Origin of the sequence: Flavobacterium sp. LC2016-01, from assembly GCF_009711135.1 — a bacterium.
Classification (GTDB): domain Bacteria; phylum Bacteroidota; class Bacteroidia; order Flavobacteriales; family Flavobacteriaceae; genus Flavobacterium.
In genome coordinates this window covers 99,142-123,540 of record NZ_WMIC01000004.1, presented here as the reverse complement: position 1 = coordinate 123,540, position 24,399 = coordinate 99,142, and the positions used below count along the sequence as shown (strand labels likewise).

The window sequence follows — 24,399 nt, the reverse complement described above, 5'->3', positions numbered from 1 at the left end:
ATATTCTCTTATGAAAGCATCCGACAAATTCAAGACCGCCATTGAAAATTACCTGAATGAAAAAGCGCAGAACGATACTGCTTTTGCGCCTGCCCTTGCCAAACAGTCCAAAAACCTTGAAAGCTGTTTCCATTACATTTTCGGCGAGGTCAAAAAAACAGGGGAATGCGCCTTTGATAATCAGGAAATCTTTGACATGGCGGTGCTGTACTACACAGATGACAGCATTGGAACTCCTGCCCCTGTTCAATGCAGAGTAGCAGTAAGCCCGCCTGTAAAACCTGATTTGTTCTCAACTGCTCCCGCAGTATCTGAAAGCACAGTTCAAAAAACACAGGTAGTACAATCTGTAAAACCTGCACAGAAAACCCTAACACTCTTTGACCTATGATACCCAAAACATCTGTAGAAAAAGAAATCAGCGCCTTAAGCGCTGACCTTGCGCCCATCACAGCACAGATGCACCAGTGGGCGGAAAAAAATATTTTCCTGAAATGGACGGTGCTCTCAAGGGGAAAATTCCATTGTCTGGAATGCACCCATGCGTGGAAGCCTGACAGCGAAAGCCAGTCCTGCAAAAATTATATCAACTGCACCGCCTGTAAGGGCAGACTTAAAATACATCAGCACAATCAGGTGCATTTCAAAGAAATCGAATACTTCGCCGTTACTGATGCCTGTCAAGGGTATCAGGTCGTGCGCATCATCTGCTCGCACAAGAACATGAAAAAGAATTTTCTTCCCGATTATTCCCATACGGAAGTCATGCAGCATTGGATAAATCCCAAAGGGGAAGTGCGTACCATCTCCCGAAGCACCAATGTTTTTTCCAATGCATATGATGCATGGCAGTACTATTCCCCTTTGGAAATCCGTCCAAAGCATTTTCAGAACTCTCCTAAATACCGCATCAACCCCTACAAGGTTTATCCAAGCCTCAAAGTGATTCCGCTTTTGAAAAGAAACGGCTTTAAGGCTTCCGTGCACGGCATTGCCCCGCAGATACTCTTTACAGCCCTTTTAAAGGACTGCATTGCAGAAACACTTTTAAAAAACTCGCAGATTTCCCTGCTCACGCATTACCTGACTTCCCATGAACAGCACCTGCATGAAAACTGGCAGGCAGTAAAAACCTGCCTTAAACACCGCTATAAAATTCAGGACATCAAGATTTGGGAGGATTACATTTCCCTGCTCCGATGGTTTAAAAAAGACCTCGGCGCTCCTGCGCTCACCTGTCCTGAAAACCTAAGCGGGGCGCATGACAGGCTTGTCGCCAAAAAAAGGGATATTCAGCGCAAAGAGCATCTTGCGCAGATGCGCGCAGAAATACAGAAAGCTGAGCCGATTTATAAGCAGGATAAAAAACAGTTCTTCGGACTTTCTTTTACTGATAAAGACCTTACCATAAAAGTCCTTGACAGCGTGCAGGATTTTATCGAAGAGGGCGACACGCTCCGCCACTGCCTATTTACCAACGAGTATTATAAAAAGAAGGATTCCCTCATACTCTCGGCACAAATCGGGAACATACCCATGGAAACCATTGAAGTGTCCCTTTCAAAAATGGAAATTATCCAATGCAGGGGGCATCGAAATAAAGCTACTAAATATCACAGCAGGATTTTGGGTATTATCCGCAAAAATATGCCCGAGATTGCACAGCGTATGAAGAAACGAAAAAAACAGGCAGTTTCCGCTTAACCCTCTCCACTATTGACACCGCAGATTTTTAACTGCGGTTTTTTTTGGCGCGCAGACACTTTTAGGCATATCGGACAGTCCTGGTTTAGGAGCTATTGCGGATGTTAAGTCAATTTCATCACAAAGTTCGGGCACGGCTTTCGGTTCTCCGCAAAAAATTCCCCCATAAATGCAGGGCTGCGCTCCTGCTTTATTGCGTTGCTTTCTGCGTTCGCTCAGCCCTGTCCGGGAAGCGGTGCTGTAATTAATCTTAAAACTACAGCAGCTATGAAAAATCAGCATCAAAACACAGACTGGCAGAAAGTATCAGAAATCGAACTGATCTATAAAACCAAAGTAAAAAGCACTGAAAGACCCTATATCGGTTCTTCCAGAGATGCTTACCGAATACTGATGGACAGCTGGGATCCCGGCAAGATAGAATTCCTTGAGCAGTTCAAAGTGCTGCTGCTCAACCAGTCCAACAGGGTTCTGGGAATCTACGAGGTCTCCTCGGGAGGCATCTCGGGAACCGTGGTTGATATGCGCCTGCTTTTCGCGGCAGCCCTGAAAGCCGCCGCCGTCGGGATCATCATCACCCACAACCATCCCTCAGGAAAGACAGTCCCTTCCGAGACAGACAGGAATATCACCCGAAAAATCCGTGAAGCAGGAAAACTGATGGATATTCCCCTGCTCGACCACCTGATCGTGACCCCTGAGACCTATTACTCTTTTGCAGAAGAAGGCGCCCTTTAAGGGCGTTTTCTTCTTTCATGCCCTTGGTCTGCTCTGGTTTTTTAAGTAATTTTGCCCTATGAATCATGAAGAAATAAAACGCCATTTTGAGAACAATCCGCCGCCCAAGGAAGTGGAATGGACTCCGTGGGCAAAGATCACCGACTCGCAGGTTTTCCTCAACAGCTGTTATACCACCATCAGAAATTTTAACGGCCCGATAGACCGATGCCCGGCATGGTGGCATCTGAGGGATTTTTATCTCCTTATGAAAAAAACAGCTCCCCAGCAAACCAGTGAGAAACCTGCAACTGAATAATTCTGATCCTTCCGTAAATTCTTAATAAAGCAAAAAAGCACCGATTTGGGTGCTTTTTTTATGTCCCGAAAAATAAGGCTTTTTAGATTTTGTTATTATTTAGAACATTTTATTTTTATAAATTGTTATTATCCGTACTAATTTTGATGAGTATAAAATGATTAAGATTATGAGCCGGGCAATTGTACACATCGACATGAACACGTTTTTCGTATCCTGCGAAAGGCTGACAAATTCAGAACTTAACGGCATACCGCTTATCATCGGCGGAGGCGACAGGGGCGTTGTGGCATCCTGTTCTTACGAAGCCAGAAAATTCGGCGTGCGTTCCGCCATGCCGATCCATATGGCCATGAAGCTCTGCCCTCAGGCAAAAATTATGAAAGGCGACATGGAACTCTATTCCAGGCTTTCCCATGACATTACCGAGATCATTCAGGAAAAAGCGCCAGTAGTGGAAAAAGCAAGCATTGATGAATTTTATCTGGACATTACCGGCATGGATAAATTCTACGGCAGCTACAAATGGACTGATGAGCTCGCGCACCGCATCACAAAGGAAACAGGCCTTCCCCTCACCTTTGCCCTTTCGGTCAACAAAACCGTTTCGAAAATCGGAACCGGCGAGGGCAAACAGAAGCAGAACCTTGAAATTCCCGAGCATCTGGTGCAGTCTTTTTTGAATCCGCTCTCCATCCGAAAAATCCCGATGGTCGGCCAGAAAACCTTTGAGCTTCTTTCGAGAATCGGCATCCGCACCATCCGGACACTCTCTGAGATGCCGGCCGAATCCCTGCAGCAGATGATCGGCAAAAACGGCAACGAGCTCTGGAAAAAAGCCAATGGCATTGACAACACACCTGTAGAGCCCTACACGGAAAGAAAATCAATTTCAACCGAGCATACCTTCTCCCAGGACACCATCGACGTAATGAAATTAAACCGGATCCTGCAGGGGATGGTGGAGAAACTGGCCTACCAGCTGCGTGCAGAAGAATGGCTCACCTCAACGGTGACCGTCAAAATAAGGTACGCCAACTTTGATACCGAAACCAAGCAGTCAAGGGTGCCGTACACCTCAGCGGATCATATTCTGACCCAGACCGTCACTGATCTCTTTACCAAACTGTACCAGCGCCGCATGAGGCTGCGCCTCATCGGAGTGCGCTTCAGCGGACTGGTCAGGGGAACATATCAGATTGATCTTTTCAATGATACCGAGGAAATGCTTTCCCTATATCAGGCCATGGACAGAATGAAGACCCGTTACGGATTTGATGCCGTGATGAGATGCGCCGGCGCATCTTTCAAACCTAACAATAAAGACGAAATTTTAAAACGCAAAAAATAGATCATGTTTCTCAACTGCCACTCTTTTCATTCCCTGCGCTACGGCACTATTCCGCTGGATGATCTGATAAGACAGGCGGCAGAGTGCGGAGTCACGGCAGCCGCCTTGACCGACATCAATACCGTAACGGGGATTTATGATTTTATAAAAGGCTGCGAAGCCTCAGGTATAAAGCCGCTTGTCGGAATAGAATTCCGCTGCAGGCATAAATTGCGTTATATCGGTCTTGCCAAAAATGCAGCAGGGCTTGCCCGGATGAACCGCTTTCTGACCGATCATAATTTCAGCGGGAATCCCCTGCCGGAAAAGGCGCCGTCTTTTGAATCGGTTTATTTTATCTATACGCTGGAAAATGCGCCTGAACAGCTTGGCGAGAATGAATATATCGGCATCCAGCCTGACCAGCTCGGCAGGCTTTTTATGCCGGAACTTAAAAAGAAGATTTCTAAAATGGTTGTTCTTCAGCCTGTGGTTTTCCGCACCAAAAGGGAATACAACCTGCACCGGATCCTGCGCGCCGTTGACCTCAATGAACTTCTGTCCAAACTCGGGCCTGAGGACTGCTGCAGAAAATCGGATATGATGATTCCCGAAACGGAACTTGCCGCCTTGTATAAAGATTATCCCGAGATCATCCAGAATACCCGGTACATAATCGAGCACTGCAATTTTCAGTATGATTTTGAGAGCCCAAAAAACAAAAAACATTACACCAAAAACAAAAAAGGGGACATTGCCCTTTTGACCACTCTTGCCGAAGAAGGTCTGGTATGGCGGTACGGGCGCCATAATGCAGAAGCAAAAGCGCGCGTTGAAAAAGAGCTCAAAGTGATCAATGACCTTGAATTCAGCGGTTATTTTCTCATTACCTGGGATATTATCCGTTACAGCAACAGCCGGGGTTTCCTTCATATCGGAAGGGGCTCGGGCGCCAACAGCATTATTGCCTACTGTCTGGGAATAACCGATATCTGTCCTTTGGAGCTTGACCTGTATTTTGAGCGCTTTCTGAATGAGAACCGCAAGAGCCCTCCAGATTTTGACATCGACTGGAGCTGGAAAGAACGTGATGTGATACTGAAATATATCTTTGACCGTTACGGTTATGAGAATGTTGCTTTCTGCGGCACGAACGTCGAATTCAAATACCGCTCGATTTTCCGGGAGGTCGGCAAGGTATTCGGACTGCCGAAAGACGAGCTTGATCTGCTGGCCAAGAATCCAATGAAATTCCATCAGCCGAATTCCATTGTCAAACTGGTTCAGGAATACGGCATGATGCTCGAGAAATATCCAAATATGCGCAGCATGCATTCCTGCGGGATCCTGATATCGGAAGAACCGCTGACCAATTATACGCCGTTGGAAATGCCCCCGAAAGGTTTTCCCATCGTGCTCTTTGATATGCATACGGCAGAGGATATCGGTTTTGATAAATTTGACATCCTAAGCCAGAGAGGCATCGGCCATATTGATGACACGGTGAAAATAATTGAGCAGAACAGAGGCATTCGCATCAATATCCGCGACACAAGAATATCAAAAAATGAACAGTCCGCAAACGTCTATCTGGCCCAAGGACGCACAATAGGATGCTTTTACATCGAAAGTCCCGCTATGCGGGGCCTATTACGCCGTCTAAAATGCGGCGATTATAAGACACTCGTGGCGGCATCATCCATTATCCGTCCCGGAGTAGCGCAATCGGGAATGATGAAGGAATATATCTTCCGTCATAACAACCCGTCAAAATTTGAATACTTCCATCCGGTTTTTGAAAAGGAGCTCGGAGAAACCTACGGTATTATGGTGTATCAGGAAGACGTGATCAAAATTGCCCTGCATTACGGCGGGCTCTCGGCCGCCGACGGAGATATCCTCAGACGTGCCATGTCGGGCAAGGGACGCTCAAAAGCGGCGCTTCAGAAAGTAAAGGACGATTTCTTTATTGCAGCTGCCGCAAAAGGTCATCCCGAAGCGCTGAGCCAGGAAATCTACCGCCAGATTGAATCCTTTGCTGGTTACTCCTTCTGCAAGGCGCATTCTGCCTCCTATGCCGTAGAAAGCTACCAGAGCCTTTACCTGAAGGTGCACTACCCTATTGAATTCATGGTTGCCGTAATCAATAATCAGGGAGGATTTTACAGAACTGAAATCTATGTGCATGAAGCCAGAATGGCCGGTGCTGTGATACATACTCCCTGCGTGAACAAAAGCGAATATGAAACCGCTCTGTACGGCAGCGATATTTATCTGGGTTTTATGCACCTGCAAGGCCTTGATTCTAAACTCTCGCAGTTCATCTCTTATGAACGCGAGAGAAACGGTTTTTATAAATCGCTGGAGGATTTCATAAACAGGGTGCCGATGGGCATTGAGAATGTGAAAGTTCTTATTTTTATCGGCGCTTTCCGCTTTACGGGAAAAACCAAAAACCAGCTGCTGGTACAGGTAAGCCTTTTGATGAATAATTTCAAGCCGGAAAACCGCGGGCTTATGCTCATTGAGCAGCCTGCAAAAGAGTTCAAACTGCCTGTTCTCGAGCGCTCTGTATTTGAGGATGCTTTTGATGAAATCGAGCTTCTGAATTTCCCGGTTTCCTGCACCGTTTTTGATCTGCTGCAGACCAGACACCGAGGTGATGTGATGGTGCGCGACCTTTTGAAATACCATAAAAGACAGGTCCGAATGCTGGCTTATCTCATCTCGACAAAACAGGTGCCTACCAAAAGGGGCAATATGTATTTCGGGACGTGGATCGATAACGAGGGAGCCTATTTTGATACGGCGCATTTCCCCGACAGTCTGGCAAATAATCCATTTCAGGGAGGCGGCTGCTACCTGCTTTTGGGGACCGTGGAAATTGACTATCATTTCCCGACCATCACCATTTCAAGGATGGCAAAAATGCCTTTTATCCCTGATCCCAGATATTCGGACTCGGACAAGAGATATACCACCCAGCACAATATCAAACAGGATGTCAGCAGCACACACCGCCAGCCTTATCCGCAGGAGCACGAAATTAATCTGCCGCGCCACAGAATGAAATTTTGAATTTTATTTATGTAAAGTCCTAAGAATGAACTAAATTTGATAGAGAAGTAAAAAAAGAAATAGAAAAACAAACATAAAGTACAGCAGATTTGTACTGTTTCTTTTCCAAAGCGTCTTTTTTCGCTTTTCATTTTCTTTTAAAAGTCTTTCAATGCGTTTAATGTCTATTGGGTATAATTCCATAAGATACGTTTTGTCAAACTTAAGCTCAATTAAAAGCACAAAAGCCTTTACGAGGGCCTATTTGTGTCAGGATAAGACATTTTTAAAACAGCCTTAAAACGGAAAATTATGTGTTATTACACCCAGCAGAATGCCTCGATAGAAGATCTCAAAAGACGATTTAATGCAGAACTCGACAATGAGGAAACGTATCTGCAGTCGGATTTCATAAACGGATTTTCCCATCCCAACATCCCTGTGATACTCAATTCCTCTCCGCATCTTATCACAACGGATTATACCTGGGGGCTTCTGCCTTCCTGGGCAAAAGACATCGAGTTCAGAAAAAACACGCTCAATGCCCGAATTGAAACCATTGACGAGAAAGCATCATTCAATAATATAACCCATAACCGCTGCCTTATAATCGCTTCAGCCTATTACGAATGGCACTGGAAGGACGAAAAAGGAAAAAGCAAGGACAAATACCAGATCAATTCACAGGATGATGAAATCTTCACCTTTGCAGGTTTGTATTCCTCGTGGACTGACCCTCTGACTGACGAAATAAAAAACACATACACTATGGTAACAACCAAAGCAAATGAGACAATGCGCTTTGTGCACAACCACAAAATGCGAATGCCTATAATGCTTAAAAAACAGGATGAATCAGCATGGCTCGATCAATCTGTAAAGATTCAAGAATTTGCATTTCCCTATGAAGGAAATCTGGTGGCATTTCCGTCAAATTAATACCAGCTATATGAAACAGGATACCGATTATTTCAACGGCATGAGCACCGAAGATCTTCATCAGAGATTTATGCAGAAACTTTATTCAAAAACAGAATTCATACAGTACAATGACCCTGATGACTTTTTCGATCCCGAGCAGGAATACGGAAAACATATAACACAGTGTATTGCTGAGGAAAGAGACTTTATAAGACAATTAATTCGCACCGCATCAGCCGATGCTGGAACAGTATTAACAGAAAAACAGATTGAAGAAATGGTGCAGCAGAAAAGAGAAGAAATCAACCAGCTTACCGGATCTGTAATTGAGGATTATATAGAAAAGATTTCAGTTACCTATATTGATCCTGTTTCAAAATGTGATCAGAGATTTCTTTTCCAGAGATGGCTGTGCAGATTAAATAAGAATATAAAATCTTTATTTACCGAATAAAAAAGCAATCTGTTGCTGTAAAACTTTATGCTGATGCTAATCATCATCAACTTTATTTAGGCTTGGATCAATTTCAATTTGTGAATCTAACCGACATACTTGATTATACTAAAAAAGAAGAAATATAAAATAACATCATAATACAAACAAGAGAGTTTTATAATTATACATTAATATAAATTTTAACAAAATAAACTATGAATGATTCAGTAGATAATTACGCAATAAAACAAGCATTGGAAAATGAAGTTTGTCCAGTACATCAAAAGCAAGCTGCAATTGAGGTAACAACAACAGGATTTCAGTTCTCCTCTTGCTGTGCAGAGTTTAATAAGGAATTGACATCGAAAGCGACAAAGATGACAACAGACCAAATTACTGCGTCAATAAATAATATTTTTAAAAAAGGGTTTAAATTTTAAGAATGGATGACATTTCAATTGAACTAGCAAAAAATGTAGTCGTGAATTATAAAGATGTCACTTCTTGGATTTTGTTAGCAGTAATTATAATAATTGGTATAGTTCGATATTTTCAAAGCGTTAAACTGTCTGAGACAATTGAAACGTTTAAGGCAGAACTGTCTAAAAAAGAAATCAAGTTTACAAGACACACCGAACTACAAATTGAGTGCTTAAAAAAGATGTATGACATGATTGTGGCGTATCATTACAGTTTTACGCATTTCACTAAGCCCTCATACTTAAGCCATAACCTGCTGAAATCAAATCTAACCCGATTTCAGGAAACCTACGCTTTGACATTCCAATATTGCCACCGAAATAGAATTCTATTAACGGATGAAATTATTGCACACGCTAAAATACTGCAGGAAAAAAGTGAAAAAATAGAGAAAGTGTGTATAGTGGAATATAATCTATTAATCGAACGAGAAGACAAAAGCGGAAGTCCGAGTGATATGCAGCGTATATATGGTACAACTGAAAATGAGATTAAAGCAGTTAACCATGCTGTTATTCGGATTAATGCTAATAGTGATGTTAAAAATTTTGAAGCCGAAATAATAAAACTGAGAGAACTGATTGAAAATTACTTTAAACAACTAGTTGGTTAATTTTAAAAAAGACGTTTACGATTGTAAATGGTTCTGTCGCATACGTCAGAATCAAATATAAGAATTTAAGTAATTGAAAATAAGATCTGAAAAAAATTAGAAAACGATCATAAAAAAATAAAACAACCGAGAGTCATTTTATTTTTTTAGTTTAAATAAACAATTATAAAAGAATGAATGGCGCAAAATACTCACCTAATAAATCAGATTAAAATACCACTGTACAACACCACCAACTATTTGCGGCGCTTGTATTGTATTAGAGTTCTTTCGCGTAGTTCATTTTTCTCAATATTATTTAATAATGAGTTTATTTCCCATTTATTTGCAATATAGCAATCTACAACTGCGTTAATTAATTTTTTGCATTTATCCCAATTTTTAAAAATTCCCAACGATTTGGTATGAGATTCGATATGATGCCATGAAACAAAATTTAAATTATCTTGAGCTAATTTATCATACACTTCTTCAAATGAAACTTCAAATAGAATTTTGGATTGAATACCATTATTATTAAACGCTAATGCAAGTAGGAAAGATTTCACATCAATTGAAATTGATTTTTGCTTTTGCATCTGTGCACGTTCAATATATTTTAGCCAATGTACAAATCCAACATTTACTAACTCCCTTAAATTAGGATTAAACACGTAAATAAGTATTTCTATAACAGAATCATTTACATCTTTTTGTGCTTTAAACCATTTAATAGAGCCTTTTACTGTTAGGAGTTCTAACCAATTTCTTCCTAGTTTAACCTGCTTGCTACTATTTAATGCATTAAGAATTAGATCTTCTATTTCAAAATTACTACTAAAAATCCGTGGATCAACGGGTGAATTTATTTCAATTAAATTATTTATAATTATTTGCCAGTCAATATTTGTATCCACGTTTAATTTTTGAAGACTTGCTACAATTTCAGCATGAGTTTTATTTTGTCCAATCCAAAAGTCTATTCCATATGCAAAATTGGGATTCAAATTAAGGAAAAGATAGGAAAGATTATCATTTGCCCAGATTCCTGTCAAATTCTCATTGTGATCCAACTTGTGAGCCAAATCATTTATGGCAGATTCTCCATGCTGGTTTAAATCTTGTAATATTAATTTTTGTAATAGCTGTATTGCTTTTTCATTTAAACTTAAACAATAGCTACAAAATCGATTATTAAAATCTAACTTCATATAATCAAAAGTCTCGTAATAATCCGAAATCGAAAAGTAATACAAAAATGCCTCCTCAGTATAATGAGGTAAAAAATTACTGAACGATGACATATTTGCACCAAAAATGGCACTTTTCAAACTTCTACCTTCTTTAATCGATGGGAAGTTTTTTGAAAAATATTCTATACTATCTGTTATAGAAGGCTTAAGTTTTATAAAGAACAAATAAGTTTCTGTTAAAAGCTTAAATGTGCTACGACTTGCACTGAGATCAGATCCGAAAAAATTAAAGTAACTGATTAAGTTACTTGAGGTATTAAGCAAATTTTCAAAAGCAAAATCTACCCAATCTGGTCTTAATCTAATCTCCAGACTTCTGGAATCAATTACCACAATATTTTTACTTCCAGAATGAGTGATATCTATTTTTGATGAAACAGCCTGTAAATTAAGTAGCTCTCCTTGAAAATTTCTAGGAGAAATTGCCCCAGTACAGAAACTGAAATTTCTTCTCAATCTTGGCCACTGCTGTCTCCATATTAGCAAAAATATTACTTCATAATCAGAATGCATCTTATCACCTTTTATAAATATAGAATTTTTAGGATCACTATATAGCTCTAGTAAAACTGACTTTATAAGATTTTCAGATCTTAAAATAACACTTTTATCAATAAATACTTCATTAGGCAAATAATTTAATATCTTCTCATATTTAGAAAGTTGTACCTTTTCCAAACTTGGCCGTTTAAAAAATGACATTATTTGAAATATATCATTTATTTTAGGCAAGTCTGTAAAATCAATCAATAATGTATGTGTATAAACACATCCAGGTCTTTTCATTTCAGGTGCATACCAGGTTCTGGCAATGGCATACAAATTACTATCCTTTAACGGATAACCGGTAATGTAGCTTTCAAAACCAATAACCATGCTGCTTCCAGACATATCACTTATTGGAAGCATAATTCTTTTTAAATCTGAATCCAGTTCTACTGATGATGCCAGCAATGTATGCCCATTTTTGTAACCATGTAAGGTTTGTTGAATTTTTATCGCCCCCACTTTATCCATTAATAATCCATTTTAGTGGCATCGTAATATCATTTGATTGCGAATCTCCATTTTGCACAATTATCCTTTCAGATTGTTTATTTTTCAACAACAGTTGTTCTACTATTGTGTCTTTTCCCTCTGCTTTGTAACTTCCGCCTTGTGCACTAACACCAAATGTTTCATATAAGAAAGATGACTTATTTGCTTCTAAATATTGTTTTAAGAGGGGCATCCGATTACCTAACCATTTCACAGGCGTTTGAGCACCATCATCCCCTGGCAGTGTTTTAATTAAATCCCAAGCTGAAATAATTAAGCAGATTTTGATAGGCTTATTGATGTGACGCACTATCATCTGAAGCACGTCAACTATAACCACCTGCGTTTGAGTCATTTCAATTTCCCATGGTACATGCTCAGAGGTCATTGTTTCTTCTGTAACTGCTTTATCTTCACCGAGGAGAAATGAAATATCACTGATTAAGTTTGGACTTTTAATATAATCGGGATTAACAAATAACATTAGACCATTACATTCTTTGATTTGATCTACGTATTCCTTTGTCATTTTTCGATAAGAAAATTGACTAGAATAGGTTTCTCCTGAAAGATCTGGAAAAATAAAATCGCTTACCACACCGCTATTTTTTTCAACTATTGACAATTTAATATTCTTAACAAATCCAGTCTTAGTCCTTTCCGGTGCAATACAATCCAAAAAAGATTGTCTTAACATATTTAGATGTTCTCTGTCTTCAGGCTGGATTTTGACTGTGTAATTTGCTTCAATTTCACTAGTTTCCATTACATGCCAAAGAGCTCCAATAAACGAAGACTTACCAGAATTTGGCAAGCCTAAGAACATACATTTGTTTGATATCTCTGTCATACTAATTATTAAATTTAAATTTCATAAATTGACGCAACTCACTATCTTCTTCTATTTCAAACTCTCGAATAACATTGCTGTCTAACTGTGATTTGTTAACCCATTCTAAGAATATATTATCTAGTCCATGGCCAAAATTAAAATTGTTGCCTTTAGGTCTGCATGCACTTTCATGAAAAGTAATATTAAAAATTAGTCCATATTTATTTTTAATTTCTTGCTTAAGCAAATTTAAAAATTCTTCATGTATCTCCGGTGAAGAACCGTCATCGAATAGATCCCACCTAGAAAACACAATTTGTATATTAGTATGTGGCAAGAGACTTTCTGCCTCAATTAAACTACGAAGAATTCCAAGACCAGCACTTTTGGAACTAGCTCGCTCTTTATACGATGTAAGTTTTTTAGTATCAAAAAATAACACAAAATGGTCAGCTCTACGACAAAGGTCAAATTTTCTGCACTCTTCGGTGGAATCTTTCAAAGCTTTAAATGTTTCACCAGATATGTCTGTAAATATAAGGTCAACTTTATTCCCTTCTTGCATTTGATCGGTAACCTTAAGATGCATAAAAGTAGGTTCACCAAAGGGGGTCCTACCTGTTAATGGAATTTCAATTTCTGAATCAATTTTTGAAAGATGGCTTTTTTCTTCAAAATCTAAAAGCGTATCTGAACCTGCAAATATATAACCTTCATACGAGGGCTTAGTGGAAAACATATGTATCAAACTAAGAAGTAAAGTAGTTTTTCCAGCTTCTGGCATACCAGCTAAAACTACCAGTCTTGTTAAAGACAATTTAGCAAGTTTATCTACATCTTCAATCGTCATTGCTTTACCGGAGTGAACATCAATTAAATCTTCACTATTTGCCCAAGTATTATTATCGTCGTCTTCAATATTTTCATCTTCATTTTCGTCATCTTCAATCAAATCATCTTGATCATCACTTTCATTACTTTCACTAGAATAATGAGGACAAATATCTATTTCTAAACCATTAACACATTTTCCAGTTGTCAGTACCGAACATCCTTCTTCTTTACATATTGCCATAAGACTCTAATTATTGATTTAATAAAGTCTGCTCGATTAAAAACTGCTCTGCCAAATCAATCGAACTAAAGTGTGCATCTGTCTTTAAACTAGTCTTTTTTTCAAAAATCGAACTCCAAGAAACTTCATTATCTATTGCTTCAGAAAATGCCAAAAATAAAGGACATATATTATCATAGATATTAAAGTCATATTCAAATATATGCTTTTGAAAGTCAGCAGCCAGAACTTCTATACAGTCCTTTATTGAATATTCTTTTGTCAGTCCATCTTGCGTAATGGCAATAGTTATTTTTAAAAATTCTTTAAAATTAGATGGTGGCGGCATTATATTTATTAGTTCGAATAATTCCTGCGCGATTGCAAAAGGACCAACTGCGCCCACTAATTCTTTGAAAGGTTTTCCTAAAAGACTACTATAAGATCTAAAAATCCACCAATGAATTTGTGATTCTTCCTTTAATATATCTAAATTGTATTCTAATATTTTTTTTTGATTTTCAGCATTTTTTTCAACAATCTTGAAATTCGCGGTTAAATTTTTCACATGTGAAATTAGCGTTTCAACTGTCGCTCCTTCTTCTTTTAAAGGCGTGTTTTTTGTAGGCGTCAATTCGACTGTCTTTGTTTCTCTTGCCGTAATTGAACTATTACTCACGTAATCTATAGCAAATTGGACTACATCAATATTTATGATGGAAGAATCCAACATTCCAAATTTTGCTGATATCAATGATAATGCAGTTTTGATACTATCCTTTGTATTACTTTCAATTTTTTGTGCAATTATCGCACCTGCTAAAACCCTTTTTTCAAGTCCAAATTCTACTTCAATAAGCATTGCATCGTCGTTAAAAAAAGCTGCAAAAAATTCACTTTCAAAATTTCTGTTAAGTAATGGTTTTCCTAAATATAATCTAATACATTCTAAAATCCACTCATAATTCTTTTCCTTAAGTACTGCTGCAATTGTTAGACTTCTTTTCTCTAAAGTTTCTTCTTTGAATGAGCCAACTGTTACTACTCTATACCAATTTGGTAAATTTTTAATCATAGTTATTTTTTAAACGGGTTAGGTAATGGTGAATTTAAAACTTGAACTACCTCATCCCATAGTTTACCTAATAGATCACGCTCAGTAGCTCTTTCAAAATACTTTTGTGCTTTTCTTATCTCCTCAAGATTTCTATCGCTATCGTCTATCAAAGATAATTTAACTGCTATATTTAATTTAACATGATAGGGCAGCCCAAGAAACATAAAGGCTAATTTTCTTTTTGGATCAGGTGATCGTGGATCAATTACTTCTTGCGTCATAATAAAATCTTTTGATTCGCTTTCATTTACTTCTTCTTCATTAACTTCTTCTTCATTAACTTTTTCTTCATTAACTTTTTCCTTAATTTTATCCTCTACAACATTATTTTTTAACAACTCATGATCTGATAAAGGCAAATTATGTTCCTCATAAATTATTCCACCTTTTGAAAATTCAGCAATAAAACATTGGTCAGTTTTATCCCATTTTCTCTTGTATAGTTTAATACATAATTGCTTAGGTGCATTTTCCTCATCAATGGAAACATCAATTAAGTTATACCTAGGTTCCCATTCCGTTTCATTTCTGGCAGGCTGCATGGCTCCCGCAGATAATACGAGAGTATCATTGACACGATCAGAGCCGAATGAATGTTTATGACCAAAAAGATGAACTTTAGCTCTAGCATTAAAATCCCTTCTTACTTCATCACCATCATATAACCACTGTGGAGGATGATGACAAACTACAAAAGTAATTACTCCTGCATTCCGAACGATTTTACTTTGATGAGATCCTAATACCAATTTGGAGGTATGTTCATCATCATGTTTGTTAGAAATTAATGCTGAATTAACCCCTCGTATCCGCAAAATTCTACGATCCAAAATGAAATCTTTTTCCCAATATAGATTATTGGACGTTTCTGGAACTGATCCATATTTCTGCGCAAAAGTTCTGTAATTCTGCAAAGGACTTAATAAAATTGAGGCAGATTCAGCATCTGCCATGTAATCTGCAATATTGCGATCAATATCTCCTCTCCCTCTTAAACCTTTAAATAGAGATTGAATTGATTTAACTGCTGCATTAATTTTAGATCGATCAACATCATGATTACCTGGCACTGTTAATACATTTTCTAGTTTACATCCAGTAATTGTACAAATAAGATTAATCCATGCATCTGCAATATCAAATTCCTCTTCAGTTCCTGAAAAAGCAATATCACCTCCAATTAATATTATGTCAATTTGACCGTAGGTTGGCCTCAAAAAGCCCAAATCAATCTCAATCTCTCTTTGAATATCCTTATCAAGATCAAGATACTGTAAATCTTTATAATTCTTAAAATGTATATCAGATAAATGTAAAATTTTCAATCCCATTTACTTCTTTTTGCAGATTACTGTTAATTAACTTTCTAAAATTTCTTTAGCGTATTGCTTGATAACATTGACAATTTGAGTCTTAAATATAAGAAAAGCAAATGGAATACTACTAACGATAACTATTGAATCATTCTTTAAAGCTAAAGTACCATTAATTTTAACATTTCCAATTCGGAAACTAAAATTATTAACATTTTCACGCCAAGTAAATTTTAATTCGTCTACTTCTCCTGCAAATCTTTTTGGTGCAGAAGTACAAAATAATTTTAATCTTTTCTCAGCCTCCAGCAAGCTTAATTTATGACCTATTGTAATATTTAATTTTGACAAATTTTATTAGTTAAGTGTTATATATTATAAAGTTAAAATTATATTTAGATAAGTAGATATAAAATCACACTATTTAAAATAGAATTCTTCCTATTCTTTAGGTTATTAATTTTACACATTACATTATTAAGATTAATACGAAATAGAAACTTAGCATAAACGAAAATTAAACCTGTAAAGTTCAAATAACACTAACATCTTACCAATACAAATTCCCTCTTTCAAATTTATAATACTATGAAGAATTTGATTTCAAAGTTTAATTTAACAGAGACTTAAAGATCAAGCCTTAAAATTAGTTAAATACATTCGTGTAACCGTTAGATTAATACATTCTTTTAAATAAGTAAAAAAGATCAAACAAATAAGAACCCTTATTTCGATAATTTTTGTTTGCTGTTGCCTTGTCATCTTAGCTAAATAAGTGTACGTTACGGTCTATATCCTATTGTAAATAAAGGAATTACGGTCTATATCCTATTGTAAATAAAGGAATGTTACTTTCGACATCGGGGATTAAAATTCTAATAAAAATTAATTTTTCACTTGTTTTTCCCAAATAGAACTTATAAGAATTACACCTAAGTTTAATGTTTTTGTTTTTGTGGCAGAATCGTGGCACACTGTGTTTCTAAAAACAAGCAATTCAGATTCGAATCTTTTATACATATTTATGATATATATATAAGCGAATCAATAATAATGTAAAATTGGGTGCAGAATCGGTGCATCTATTTTCAAGAAACAGTTTAAACTATTTTAAAACAACTACTTGAAAATTTAAGTTCAAAACATTACTACATCCTGAAAAGTTATAATAATTAACAATCAAAGATTTAGGACTAAATCCAGATACTTGATATATTTAAAAATCAGATGCCTAATGAAATCATACCTTCTAAAGTTAAGGTTCTAAACTTTTAGATACGTTGTTTTTTTAGTTTTTTTTTATAAAGGGTTCAAGTCCCGTTCTCACTGCCATAGATGACCAGAACCACTGTTCAGTTGAGCTTAAAAATTTATTAATGACCGTAATAAAACTGCCAATTTTATACCCACGTTTCTATAAATAGCATTCGACAAATCAAAAGTCTTTCTGATGATTTGTAAGTTTAATATCATATATTTGACAATAGATAAACCTTAACCTTTGTCAGATACCTACCCTGCTTGGCTGTGATAAGTGTGATGTTGTCAATAGTATATACTAGTTAACAAATATTTTTAAGAAGACTTCCTGTAAATGATTATTCAATCCAACTTCACATTTTTATTGCATATTTCCAAAAGTTTATCTGATAAAACCGTTTAAGATGCTGGTAGCTATAAACAAATACATACAGAAAAATGAAAATACAATTTCAGTGGTTTTGACCATTGTATCATTAATCTTGATAGCAATTTTTGGCAAATTGTACTTTATTGGATTTTTCATGTTTATATTTTTAGGTTTCAAAATTATCTTACCAATTTTTCAAATATTGCTTTTAAGCGTGATAAACCAAGAGCAAGAAAAAGCATATGAAGAGAAATCAAAACAACGTTCAAAAGAAAAAGATTATAGAGAAGCAAGAGTTGGATTAAATATTTCTAAAAGAGATTGGAATAATTATTCAACTGAAAGAAAAAATAAGCTAAACACATTATATACGGGGCAAAAGAGAGTGATTTGGTATAATTTTCGTAATAAAAATCCGCACGAAAATATTGCATATAAATCTAGCAAGTATTTTAGAGTCATTTCTGAAGCTAGCAAAAGTTTAGAATGGCAAAATCTATCTGAAGAAGAAAGAGTGTTTTTAATAGAAAAATATGACCGACTTGAACATAAAAGACGAAAAGTAGCACAAGAGACAGAAGCAATACTCAAGGAGGAGAAAAAAAGAGAACAAATTTTAAGAGAACAAAAAACTAGATTAAAAAATTTAGAAAGCAACGAAAATGATTTTTCTTTTAAGTTTTTTAAATATACAGGTCTCTTATTGATATTTCTTATATTTTTCACCTGTGGCTCGAGGAAAAGAGTTGGAGCAACATGTAACGATGGGACTCCATCTTACTCTATAGGCAGTGGAACTTGCTCACATCACAATGGAGTAAGACATTGGAGATATGAATATTGGTGGGATTAAAAAACATTTGCGAGCACCTGTATTAAGAAATGCTGAAGCACGGGTGAACTTGATGTCCTGTATGAAAAAAAAGCTAAGGCGCATTCCGCATATATTTCACCTTAAATGTTTTGCGGAAGACTAGCTGCAAATGCGAGTATTGAATAATACAAATCCAGCAAAATAAAGCTATAACAAAGATAGGTTCTAAATTACTTGTATTTACACAGTTTTAATACTGTTTTACGTAGCTCAAAAATTGATTTATTTCTAATTTAAATCAATATAATATTGTCTCAAATTTTTACGTATTGCGTCTCCAGTATATGATAGTTCAAATTCAAGCTCATTTTTATTGAGTTTATATTCATTCCCTCCTTCGTAACTATAATTTGTAATCTCCTCCAAATCGAAAAAAAATTCTTTAAATCGTAATAATCCCCAGCTTAGTAAATCCGAATTATGTTCAATTGAATACACCTGATTGTCTTCTAGTACAAATTCTCTCAATTCAACTAAAATACATTTTTCTATAACACTGCAGCAACTTATGAAATAACCGTAACTAATTTTTTCCAGAAGAAAAGCTCTAAATAAAACACCGACGATTTCTGCTTTTTCGTGGTCATCGCATTTATCAACAATGTAAAGTAGCTTTTCGCCAACTTTTACTCTGTAATCATTAGAATCGTCTATTTTAGAAATAATTTTCTCTCTTTCTTCAGCCTCCACATCACCAAGTTGTGTTAAAAAGTATAGAATCTTTTTTGCAAACATCATATCTTTGACAGTTCCACTTGTTTTAAAAACTGCCAAAAGTGTATTAAGAACAGGAATGCTTTTTGCCACTCCTTCATCTAAAAACGAATCTAGAAATATTTCCCCATACTCCGCTGTTAAACCTTTTAAATCTGATGTTTTTAAAGTATCAGTTATTGACTTGGTAATATTCTTAATGCTTGACATAAAATAATTAGTTAAATTGAGAGATACTAATTTAGCATAATTATATTAAAGAGATAATGGAGTTTTCTTCAAAACTATCAAAAAAGTTAAGAGAAATACAGGTTCGATTCCTGTTCCCGCTACAAAACAGTAATTGAAATATGTTGAAAACGTTCATTTTAAGTTTTGTGGCAAAATCGTGGCACATTGATATTTGAAAAATTAAAAATCCAGTAAAATCAATTGCTGACAAACTTAGGTTCGAAACTGTTATTCAAAATAATCTATAGCATTCAGTAAATAATGAAAAGTCGACTAAGATTTAGACTTAGTATTTCATAATATATTTCAAGCAATATCATTCAAGAACTTGTTTTTTCTTAAACAATTAAAAACTTTCAACGAAACATCCTTTAAATATAAAATTCGTCATTCAGAGTTCCAATTTCAAGTCACATTTTTTTTAAAGACTTTTCAGGTAAAATTATCTTTTGCAGTAATTCAAAAAGCTTTAGAAAGTTACCATGCTTTTTCAAAAACTGCACTTTTTTGAATTTGGCAATTGCCTCGAGCATCATGACTTCTGGATGTCGGGAATAAAGCACTACCGGGATTTTTTTTAGACCTTTAATATCTCGAAGTAATTTAAGAAATTCAGTGCCATCAAGATATGGCATATGATAATCCAGAAAAATTATATCTGGCGTTAATTTTGAATCCTGAAGTTTTTTTAAAGCTTCAAGTGCACTGCTTTCTACAGAAGATCTAATTTTTTGATTGATTGCCTTCAAAAGTGATACAAAAATCTCTGCATCATCAGTATCATCATGGACTAGTAATATATTTTTGTATTTCATAATTCAACTGCATTTTTTAAGTAAAAAAATCTTGAATAATCAGTGGTTATCTTTTTATCCAATACAATTTTAAAACAAAATCAAACTGTATCAAATAGTGCCTATGCTAATTTGTAATAAGCCCGAAAAACTTTGTAATAACTTAAAATTTACTTTTTAAATAGATAAAAACAGGCACAATTGCGGAAATTGAAATGTGCGCAAACAAATTCTCCCAAGGAAATAGTACATGGCCCTTTAATATTTAAAATCAAATCCTACAAATACAATGTTCCCTTCATCAGAATTGAAATAAGCTGCCTGAAGACTTAATGAACTAAGCCCGCCAAGCCATATTCCTCCGCCCTGCGAGGTATGCCATTTTCGGGAAGGATCATTCTCTATCCACACACGTCCGCAGTCAAATCCTCCATAAAGCCCAAAATCTACTGGCAGTAAACCTGTTTTAAAACTCGCAACCTTAAGCTTGAGATTTGAACTGTCATACAAACTGTTTTTTCCGCTGAAGCGTTCATTTCGATACCCTCTGAGCCCGTGGTTTCCTCCAAGGGAAGAAGCGTGATAGAAATAATAGTTATCCCCAAAAATGACGCGTCCTTCAACTACAGTCTGAAATACCAGCCTGCCCGATTTGACCAGTTTGTCTTCCAGTCCGATTTTGCCCATGGCATAACCAAAATTATTATCTCCATTATTGGCGTTGAACTTCCAGCCTGCCCTGGTTTCGGCATATAATCCCTGAGTCGGGAAATCTTCGGCGTCCCTGTTTTTGTATAGAAGAGATGCCTCTGCTCCCAGATAATTCTGATGCTGGAAAACAGCCGGATCAAGATTGGTGCTGTTGAAATAACGATCATCCATCTCTTCTATCTCATAATTTTCATAAAGGGCCTTAATTTTAAGCTTATGATATTCCAGCCCTAAATTTAAATTGGTCTGACGCGTTCTGCCGCGATTGTAGTCCTTTCCAAGTGTCTTGTCATCATTTACCGTTTCATTGCCGTAGCCAAAGAAATTGTTTGAGAATTTAGCTCCTGAAAAATAGGCCTCAGCCAGCAGATTCACATGGGGAAAAATATTAAAAAAAGTACCGCTGTATCCCGCCTCGGCAGATTGATACGTGAAGTAATAATTGGCAAAAACCTGATGGATCTGTTTATGAGGGTTTCCATTAAAATCATTGTAAATATATTTATCTTTTATTCCCAGAAAAAAGCCATCATCAGTGGCAAATCCTAAAGCAGGAAGAAGCACATTATTGCTGGGAAGAAAATATCTGAAATGCAGGTTATTGGTTTCATATAATGAAGACAGCTGCTTTTTGGACGGTTTCTCTGCATCGACAATACTTTTTTCATAATCGTAATCATAAATTCTGGTCTTCTGGCTGTTCTGGATTGTATAACGGTCTGTTCCATAACCGCCGATCATCCGAATAAGCGAATGATGGTCTGCATCTCCTTGCACAATAAAATCATCGTCGCCATTGAGCCCGTAAATCCATATTTCGCAGGACTGTCCGGAATTGATTTTAGCGCTGTAATAAGGTGCGGCGCTGTTTTGCTCCGTAAATATTTCTACAGCAGTATTGCCATCAGCTCCTCTTGTAATATGAAAGATATCTTTTTTGTCGCTGCCGTAAATGATTACTTTTTTATTTATAATACCGGCATATTCTTCGGCTATCTTATCAATATTTTTAAGCCTGTCTTTAAATTTATTTTTGATATTCTCTAACGACTGATCCTGCATTTCCAAAGGCAGTTTTAAAAATGCCTTATCGATAACAGCATCACTGATGCTTTTTTGGATCGACTGCGCCTCTTCTCTCCAGATTGATTCATCGAACTGCGATACAAAAATTTTATCAAGATTATAGGCTTCTGAATTGAACCATTTTACATTCTCAAGATCCGCATCATAGGTCTGCCAGAATCGGGTTTCGGGAACGATTTGTTTTACAACAGCCAGGCCTGCCCCGTCAAATTTGGAAAAGGCGGCATCCCGGTCACGGGGGATCGGAACATACATCCCGCTTTTGTTTCCTGTTTCTCTTAAAGCCCATCTCCATTGGTCTTCATGACGGTCCCAATCCCCTAAAAGCATATCGAAAATCCGCGAGCGAATATACTGGCGCTTGTCAATACTGTATTTTTCATTGCTGCGCAGTTTTTCCAGAACTTCTGTCGTTCCCACAAAATCAATTATAGGCCCTTTATTATCCGTGGATGAATACTGAAACCCTTTAAAGTCTTTCTGCCCCTTCGAAGGTCTTTCCTCAATAAAATAAAGACCATCGCCGTATTTGTCATTTAAATCCCCAAACTGCGCCTGCTTGGGAAAATAATATAATTTTGTATCCGAATGATTGATCAGCGCCGCATCCGCGATATCACTGACCGCCAGCTGGGCATAAGGATGGGCAGTGGTAAAAAAATCAGCTACCATTCCCTCCGCATACGTATCATCGTAAGCATTCTGGTCAAAGGCAATCCCTTTGAGCTTGAAGCGCAGAAATTTAAGAGCATCTTTCCTAAGGGAACGCATAACATACTGCCGGCCTTGTTTATTCTCCAATCTTAAGGACTGCGACTGGTGACCGCCGCCTTCTTTCATAATAGTAAGCCCTCCATTCAGTGTATCGAGTAAAGCCGTATTTGCATTTATCGGAGTGGAATAATATTCTCTGTAGTGATCACCCCAAAGCACTCTGTACAATCCTGATTTCGAGGTCTCTTCATTAGTCAGGATCTGCGCTTTTGTTGTAGCAGCAGAAGAAGCTGCAGCAAAGTCCTGCGGTTTCTTTTTTTCAATCACCGGCAGCGGCCCGCTAAGGGCGTGGCGATATAATAATTGATCATTTTCAAAAGAATGGAATTCAACATCGCAGGAGCCGTCCTGGTAATAATTAATTTTGGCATATCCATGCTCACTTGAACTGTAAATGCCTTTATAGCTTAATTTTCCTCCCGGAGCAGTAATGATTCCTTTTGAGAGTTTAGTGGCTTCGCTTTTTGAAAGCGTACCGCTTATAATTTGATGGATTCCTCCGCCCTCAAGATACTGCAGGCTGGCTTCGTGCCCTGATACAATAGTAACATTGCCGGATAATTTGGCAAGAGTCGCGACAAAACTTGTCAGTTCCCTGTACCTGCTGTAAGCAATATCCTGCGGACTGCTGCCCCCCAGCTTCCTCACAGCCTTGTCTGCAAAACCAATTACAGGAAGCGGTTGAAGGTAATCATTGAAACTGTATTTTCCTCCATGTTTTCCATTGCTGAAAACAGGATGGTGCATGGCTATAATCACATTTTTAAATGCGGCATCACGGATCATGCTTTCCAGTTCCTCCAAAAAGCGTCTTCTGGTTTTTATATCCGGTGAATCTTCATTTATGTATATCACATCATCCCAATTGGAAATATACCATTGCGAGTCAATGAAAATAATTTCAAGGTCTTCATTGGCCGATACCCTGGCTAAGGGACCTGCATCTTGGGGCAGAAAACGGACTGATTTATCTGCTTTGTTTTTTATTAAATCCTGAAGCTTTTTTTCCTTTCTGCTGTCTTTATATTTCCATTCGAAATCACCCGGAATAAAATAAGTGCCTCCTTTAAAATTCCCGACGGCCCCTAATTGTTCTTCCAGCATTTTTGGATCCGATAGGCTGTCTCCTGTCTTTGATGAAACAGCATCTCCCAAAAATAAAACCGTAGCGTTCCGATCGGATTTTTCTATTATTTTTTGGAATTGTTTCAGGTAATGATCGCCCTGGCCTTTCTGCCCATAACCTGATGTAAGATAAACAGAGTGGGTTATTTTTTTCTCTGGCTCCCCGGCAGTTTCATCAAGGGACTGCTGCTTGAAAACAGCGCACGCTCCAAATAATGATAAAATAAATACAGATAAAATAAATACAGATAAAATCACAGCCTTTTTCATAGTGTATCTAATTTGGTCTTCTTAAAA

Annotated in this window: 20 protein-coding genes; 11 read left to right on the top strand and 9 right to left on the bottom strand. The window is 37.1% G+C overall.

Translation table 11 applies throughout. The features are described 5' to 3' along the window. Positions 1 to 10: 10 nt before the first annotated feature. The 10 genes from GKZ88_RS09910 to GKZ88_RS09865 all read left to right on the top strand — a co-directional run bounded on the left by GKZ88_RS09910 (position 11) and on the right by GKZ88_RS09865 (position 9,577). Positions 11 to 391: a Cas9 inhibitor AcrIIA9 family protein gene (locus GKZ88_RS09910; protein ID WP_155102220.1), complete on the top strand. Its 381-nt coding sequence runs from the start codon at positions 11 to 13 to the stop codon at positions 389 to 391. Then, complete coding sequence (locus tag GKZ88_RS09905) at positions 388 to 1,704, top strand: PcfJ domain-containing protein (RefSeq protein ID WP_155102219.1); 1,317 nt, start codon at positions 388 to 390, stop codon at positions 1,702 to 1,704. The genes GKZ88_RS09910 and GKZ88_RS09905 overlap by 4 nt, the downstream gene beginning before the upstream one ends. A 267-nt stretch (positions 1,705 to 1,971) precedes the next feature. Beyond that, positions 1,972 to 2,442 (top strand): JAB domain-containing protein, encoded by a 471-nt coding sequence (locus tag GKZ88_RS09900; RefSeq protein ID WP_155102218.1) that lies wholly within the window; start codon positions 1,972 to 1,974, stop codon positions 2,440 to 2,442. Between the two features lie 58 nt (positions 2,443 to 2,500). After that, complete coding sequence (locus tag GKZ88_RS09895; RefSeq protein ID WP_155102217.1) at positions 2,501 to 2,740, top strand: hypothetical protein; 240 nt, start codon at positions 2,501 to 2,503, stop codon at positions 2,738 to 2,740. Between the two features lie 169 nt (positions 2,741 to 2,909). Further along, positions 2,910 to 4,091 (top strand): DNA polymerase IV, encoded by a 1,182-nt coding sequence (gene dinB, locus GKZ88_RS09890; RefSeq protein WP_155102474.1) that lies wholly within the window; start codon positions 2,910 to 2,912, stop codon positions 4,089 to 4,091. A gap of 3 nt (positions 4,092 to 4,094) precedes the next feature. Then, on the top strand, positions 4,095 to 7,148 hold the full coding sequence (gene dnaE, locus GKZ88_RS09885) for a DNA polymerase III subunit alpha (protein WP_155102216.1): 3,054 nt from the start codon (positions 4,095 to 4,097) through the stop codon (positions 7,146 to 7,148). A gap of 291 nt (positions 7,149 to 7,439) precedes the next feature. Beyond that, on the top strand, positions 7,440 to 8,066 hold the full coding sequence (locus tag GKZ88_RS09880; protein WP_155102215.1) for an SOS response-associated peptidase: 627 nt from the start codon (positions 7,440 to 7,442) through the stop codon (positions 8,064 to 8,066). A 10-nt stretch (positions 8,067 to 8,076) separates the two neighbouring features. After that, positions 8,077 to 8,502 carry a hypothetical protein gene (locus GKZ88_RS09875; RefSeq protein ID WP_155102214.1) on the top strand — a complete coding sequence of 142 codons (426 nt, stop codon included), beginning with the start codon at positions 8,077 to 8,079 and terminating at the stop codon, positions 8,500 to 8,502. Between the two features lie 197 nt (positions 8,503 to 8,699). Then, positions 8,700 to 8,924, top strand: a complete 225-nt coding sequence (locus GKZ88_RS09870) for a hypothetical protein (RefSeq protein WP_155102213.1) — start codon at positions 8,700 to 8,702, stop codon at positions 8,922 to 8,924. A gap of 2 nt (positions 8,925 to 8,926) precedes the next feature. After that, positions 8,927 to 9,577: a hypothetical protein gene (locus tag GKZ88_RS09865; RefSeq protein ID WP_155102212.1), complete on the top strand. Its 651-nt coding sequence runs from the start codon at positions 8,927 to 8,929 to the stop codon at positions 9,575 to 9,577. A gap of 236 nt (positions 9,578 to 9,813) precedes the next feature. Here GKZ88_RS09865 and GKZ88_RS09860 read toward each other — a convergent pair whose 3' ends face one another. From GKZ88_RS09860 to GKZ88_RS09835, 6 genes are read right to left on the bottom strand one after another with little or no spacing between them, the layout of a single operon-like run. Next, positions 9,814 to 11,826, bottom strand: a complete 2,013-nt coding sequence (locus tag GKZ88_RS09860; RefSeq protein WP_155102211.1) for a hypothetical protein — start codon at positions 11,824 to 11,826, stop codon at positions 9,814 to 9,816. Next, positions 11,819 to 12,697, bottom strand: coding sequence for a hypothetical protein (locus GKZ88_RS09855; RefSeq protein WP_155102210.1), 879 nt, complete (start codon positions 12,695 to 12,697; stop codon positions 11,819 to 11,821). Before GKZ88_RS09855 ends, GKZ88_RS09860 begins: the two co-directional genes overlap by 8 nt. A 1-nt stretch (position 12,698) precedes the next feature. Next, the gene (locus GKZ88_RS09850; RefSeq protein WP_155102209.1) at positions 12,699 to 13,754 is read right to left on the bottom strand and encodes a hypothetical protein; all 1,056 of its coding nucleotides are present in this window, start codon (positions 13,752 to 13,754) and stop codon (positions 12,699 to 12,701) included. A 10-nt stretch (positions 13,755 to 13,764) separates the two neighbouring features. Continuing rightward, positions 13,765 to 14,808 carry a GTPase-associated system all-helical protein GASH gene (locus GKZ88_RS09845; RefSeq protein ID WP_155102208.1) on the bottom strand — a complete coding sequence of 348 codons (1,044 nt, stop codon included), beginning with the start codon at positions 14,806 to 14,808 and terminating at the stop codon, positions 13,765 to 13,767. A gap of 2 nt (positions 14,809 to 14,810) precedes the next feature. Next, positions 14,811 to 16,181, bottom strand: a complete 1,371-nt coding sequence (locus tag GKZ88_RS09840) for a metallophosphoesterase (RefSeq protein WP_155102207.1) — start codon at positions 16,179 to 16,181, stop codon at positions 14,811 to 14,813. A gap of 27 nt (positions 16,182 to 16,208) precedes the next feature. Further along, positions 16,209 to 16,514, bottom strand: a complete 306-nt coding sequence (locus tag GKZ88_RS09835; protein WP_155102206.1) for a polyhydroxyalkanoic acid system family protein — start codon at positions 16,512 to 16,514, stop codon at positions 16,209 to 16,211. 1,313 nt (positions 16,515 to 17,827) lie between these two features. On the opposite strand from GKZ88_RS09835, the gene GKZ88_RS22320 reads away from it, so the two are divergent. Continuing rightward, entirely contained in the window at positions 17,828 to 18,646 is an 819-nt protein-coding gene (locus tag GKZ88_RS22320) for a hypothetical protein (RefSeq protein ID WP_196216468.1), read from the top strand. Positions 18,647 to 18,895: 249 nt separating this feature from the next. Here GKZ88_RS22320 and GKZ88_RS09825 read toward each other — a convergent pair whose 3' ends face one another. From GKZ88_RS09825 to GKZ88_RS09815, 3 genes are all read right to left on the bottom strand, one after another. After that, positions 18,896 to 19,591 carry a hypothetical protein gene (locus GKZ88_RS09825; RefSeq protein ID WP_155102205.1) on the bottom strand — a complete coding sequence of 232 codons (696 nt, stop codon included), beginning with the start codon at positions 19,589 to 19,591 and terminating at the stop codon, positions 18,896 to 18,898. A gap of 431 nt (positions 19,592 to 20,022) precedes the next feature. After that, positions 20,023 to 20,427 (bottom strand): response regulator, encoded by a 405-nt coding sequence (locus tag GKZ88_RS09820; protein ID WP_155102204.1) that lies wholly within the window; start codon positions 20,425 to 20,427, stop codon positions 20,023 to 20,025. A gap of 237 nt (positions 20,428 to 20,664) precedes the next feature. Next, positions 20,665 to 24,372 carry a metallophosphoesterase gene (locus tag GKZ88_RS09815; RefSeq protein ID WP_155102203.1) on the bottom strand — a complete coding sequence of 1,236 codons (3,708 nt, stop codon included), beginning with the start codon at positions 24,370 to 24,372 and terminating at the stop codon, positions 20,665 to 20,667. Positions 24,373 to 24,399 lie beyond the last annotated feature (27 nt).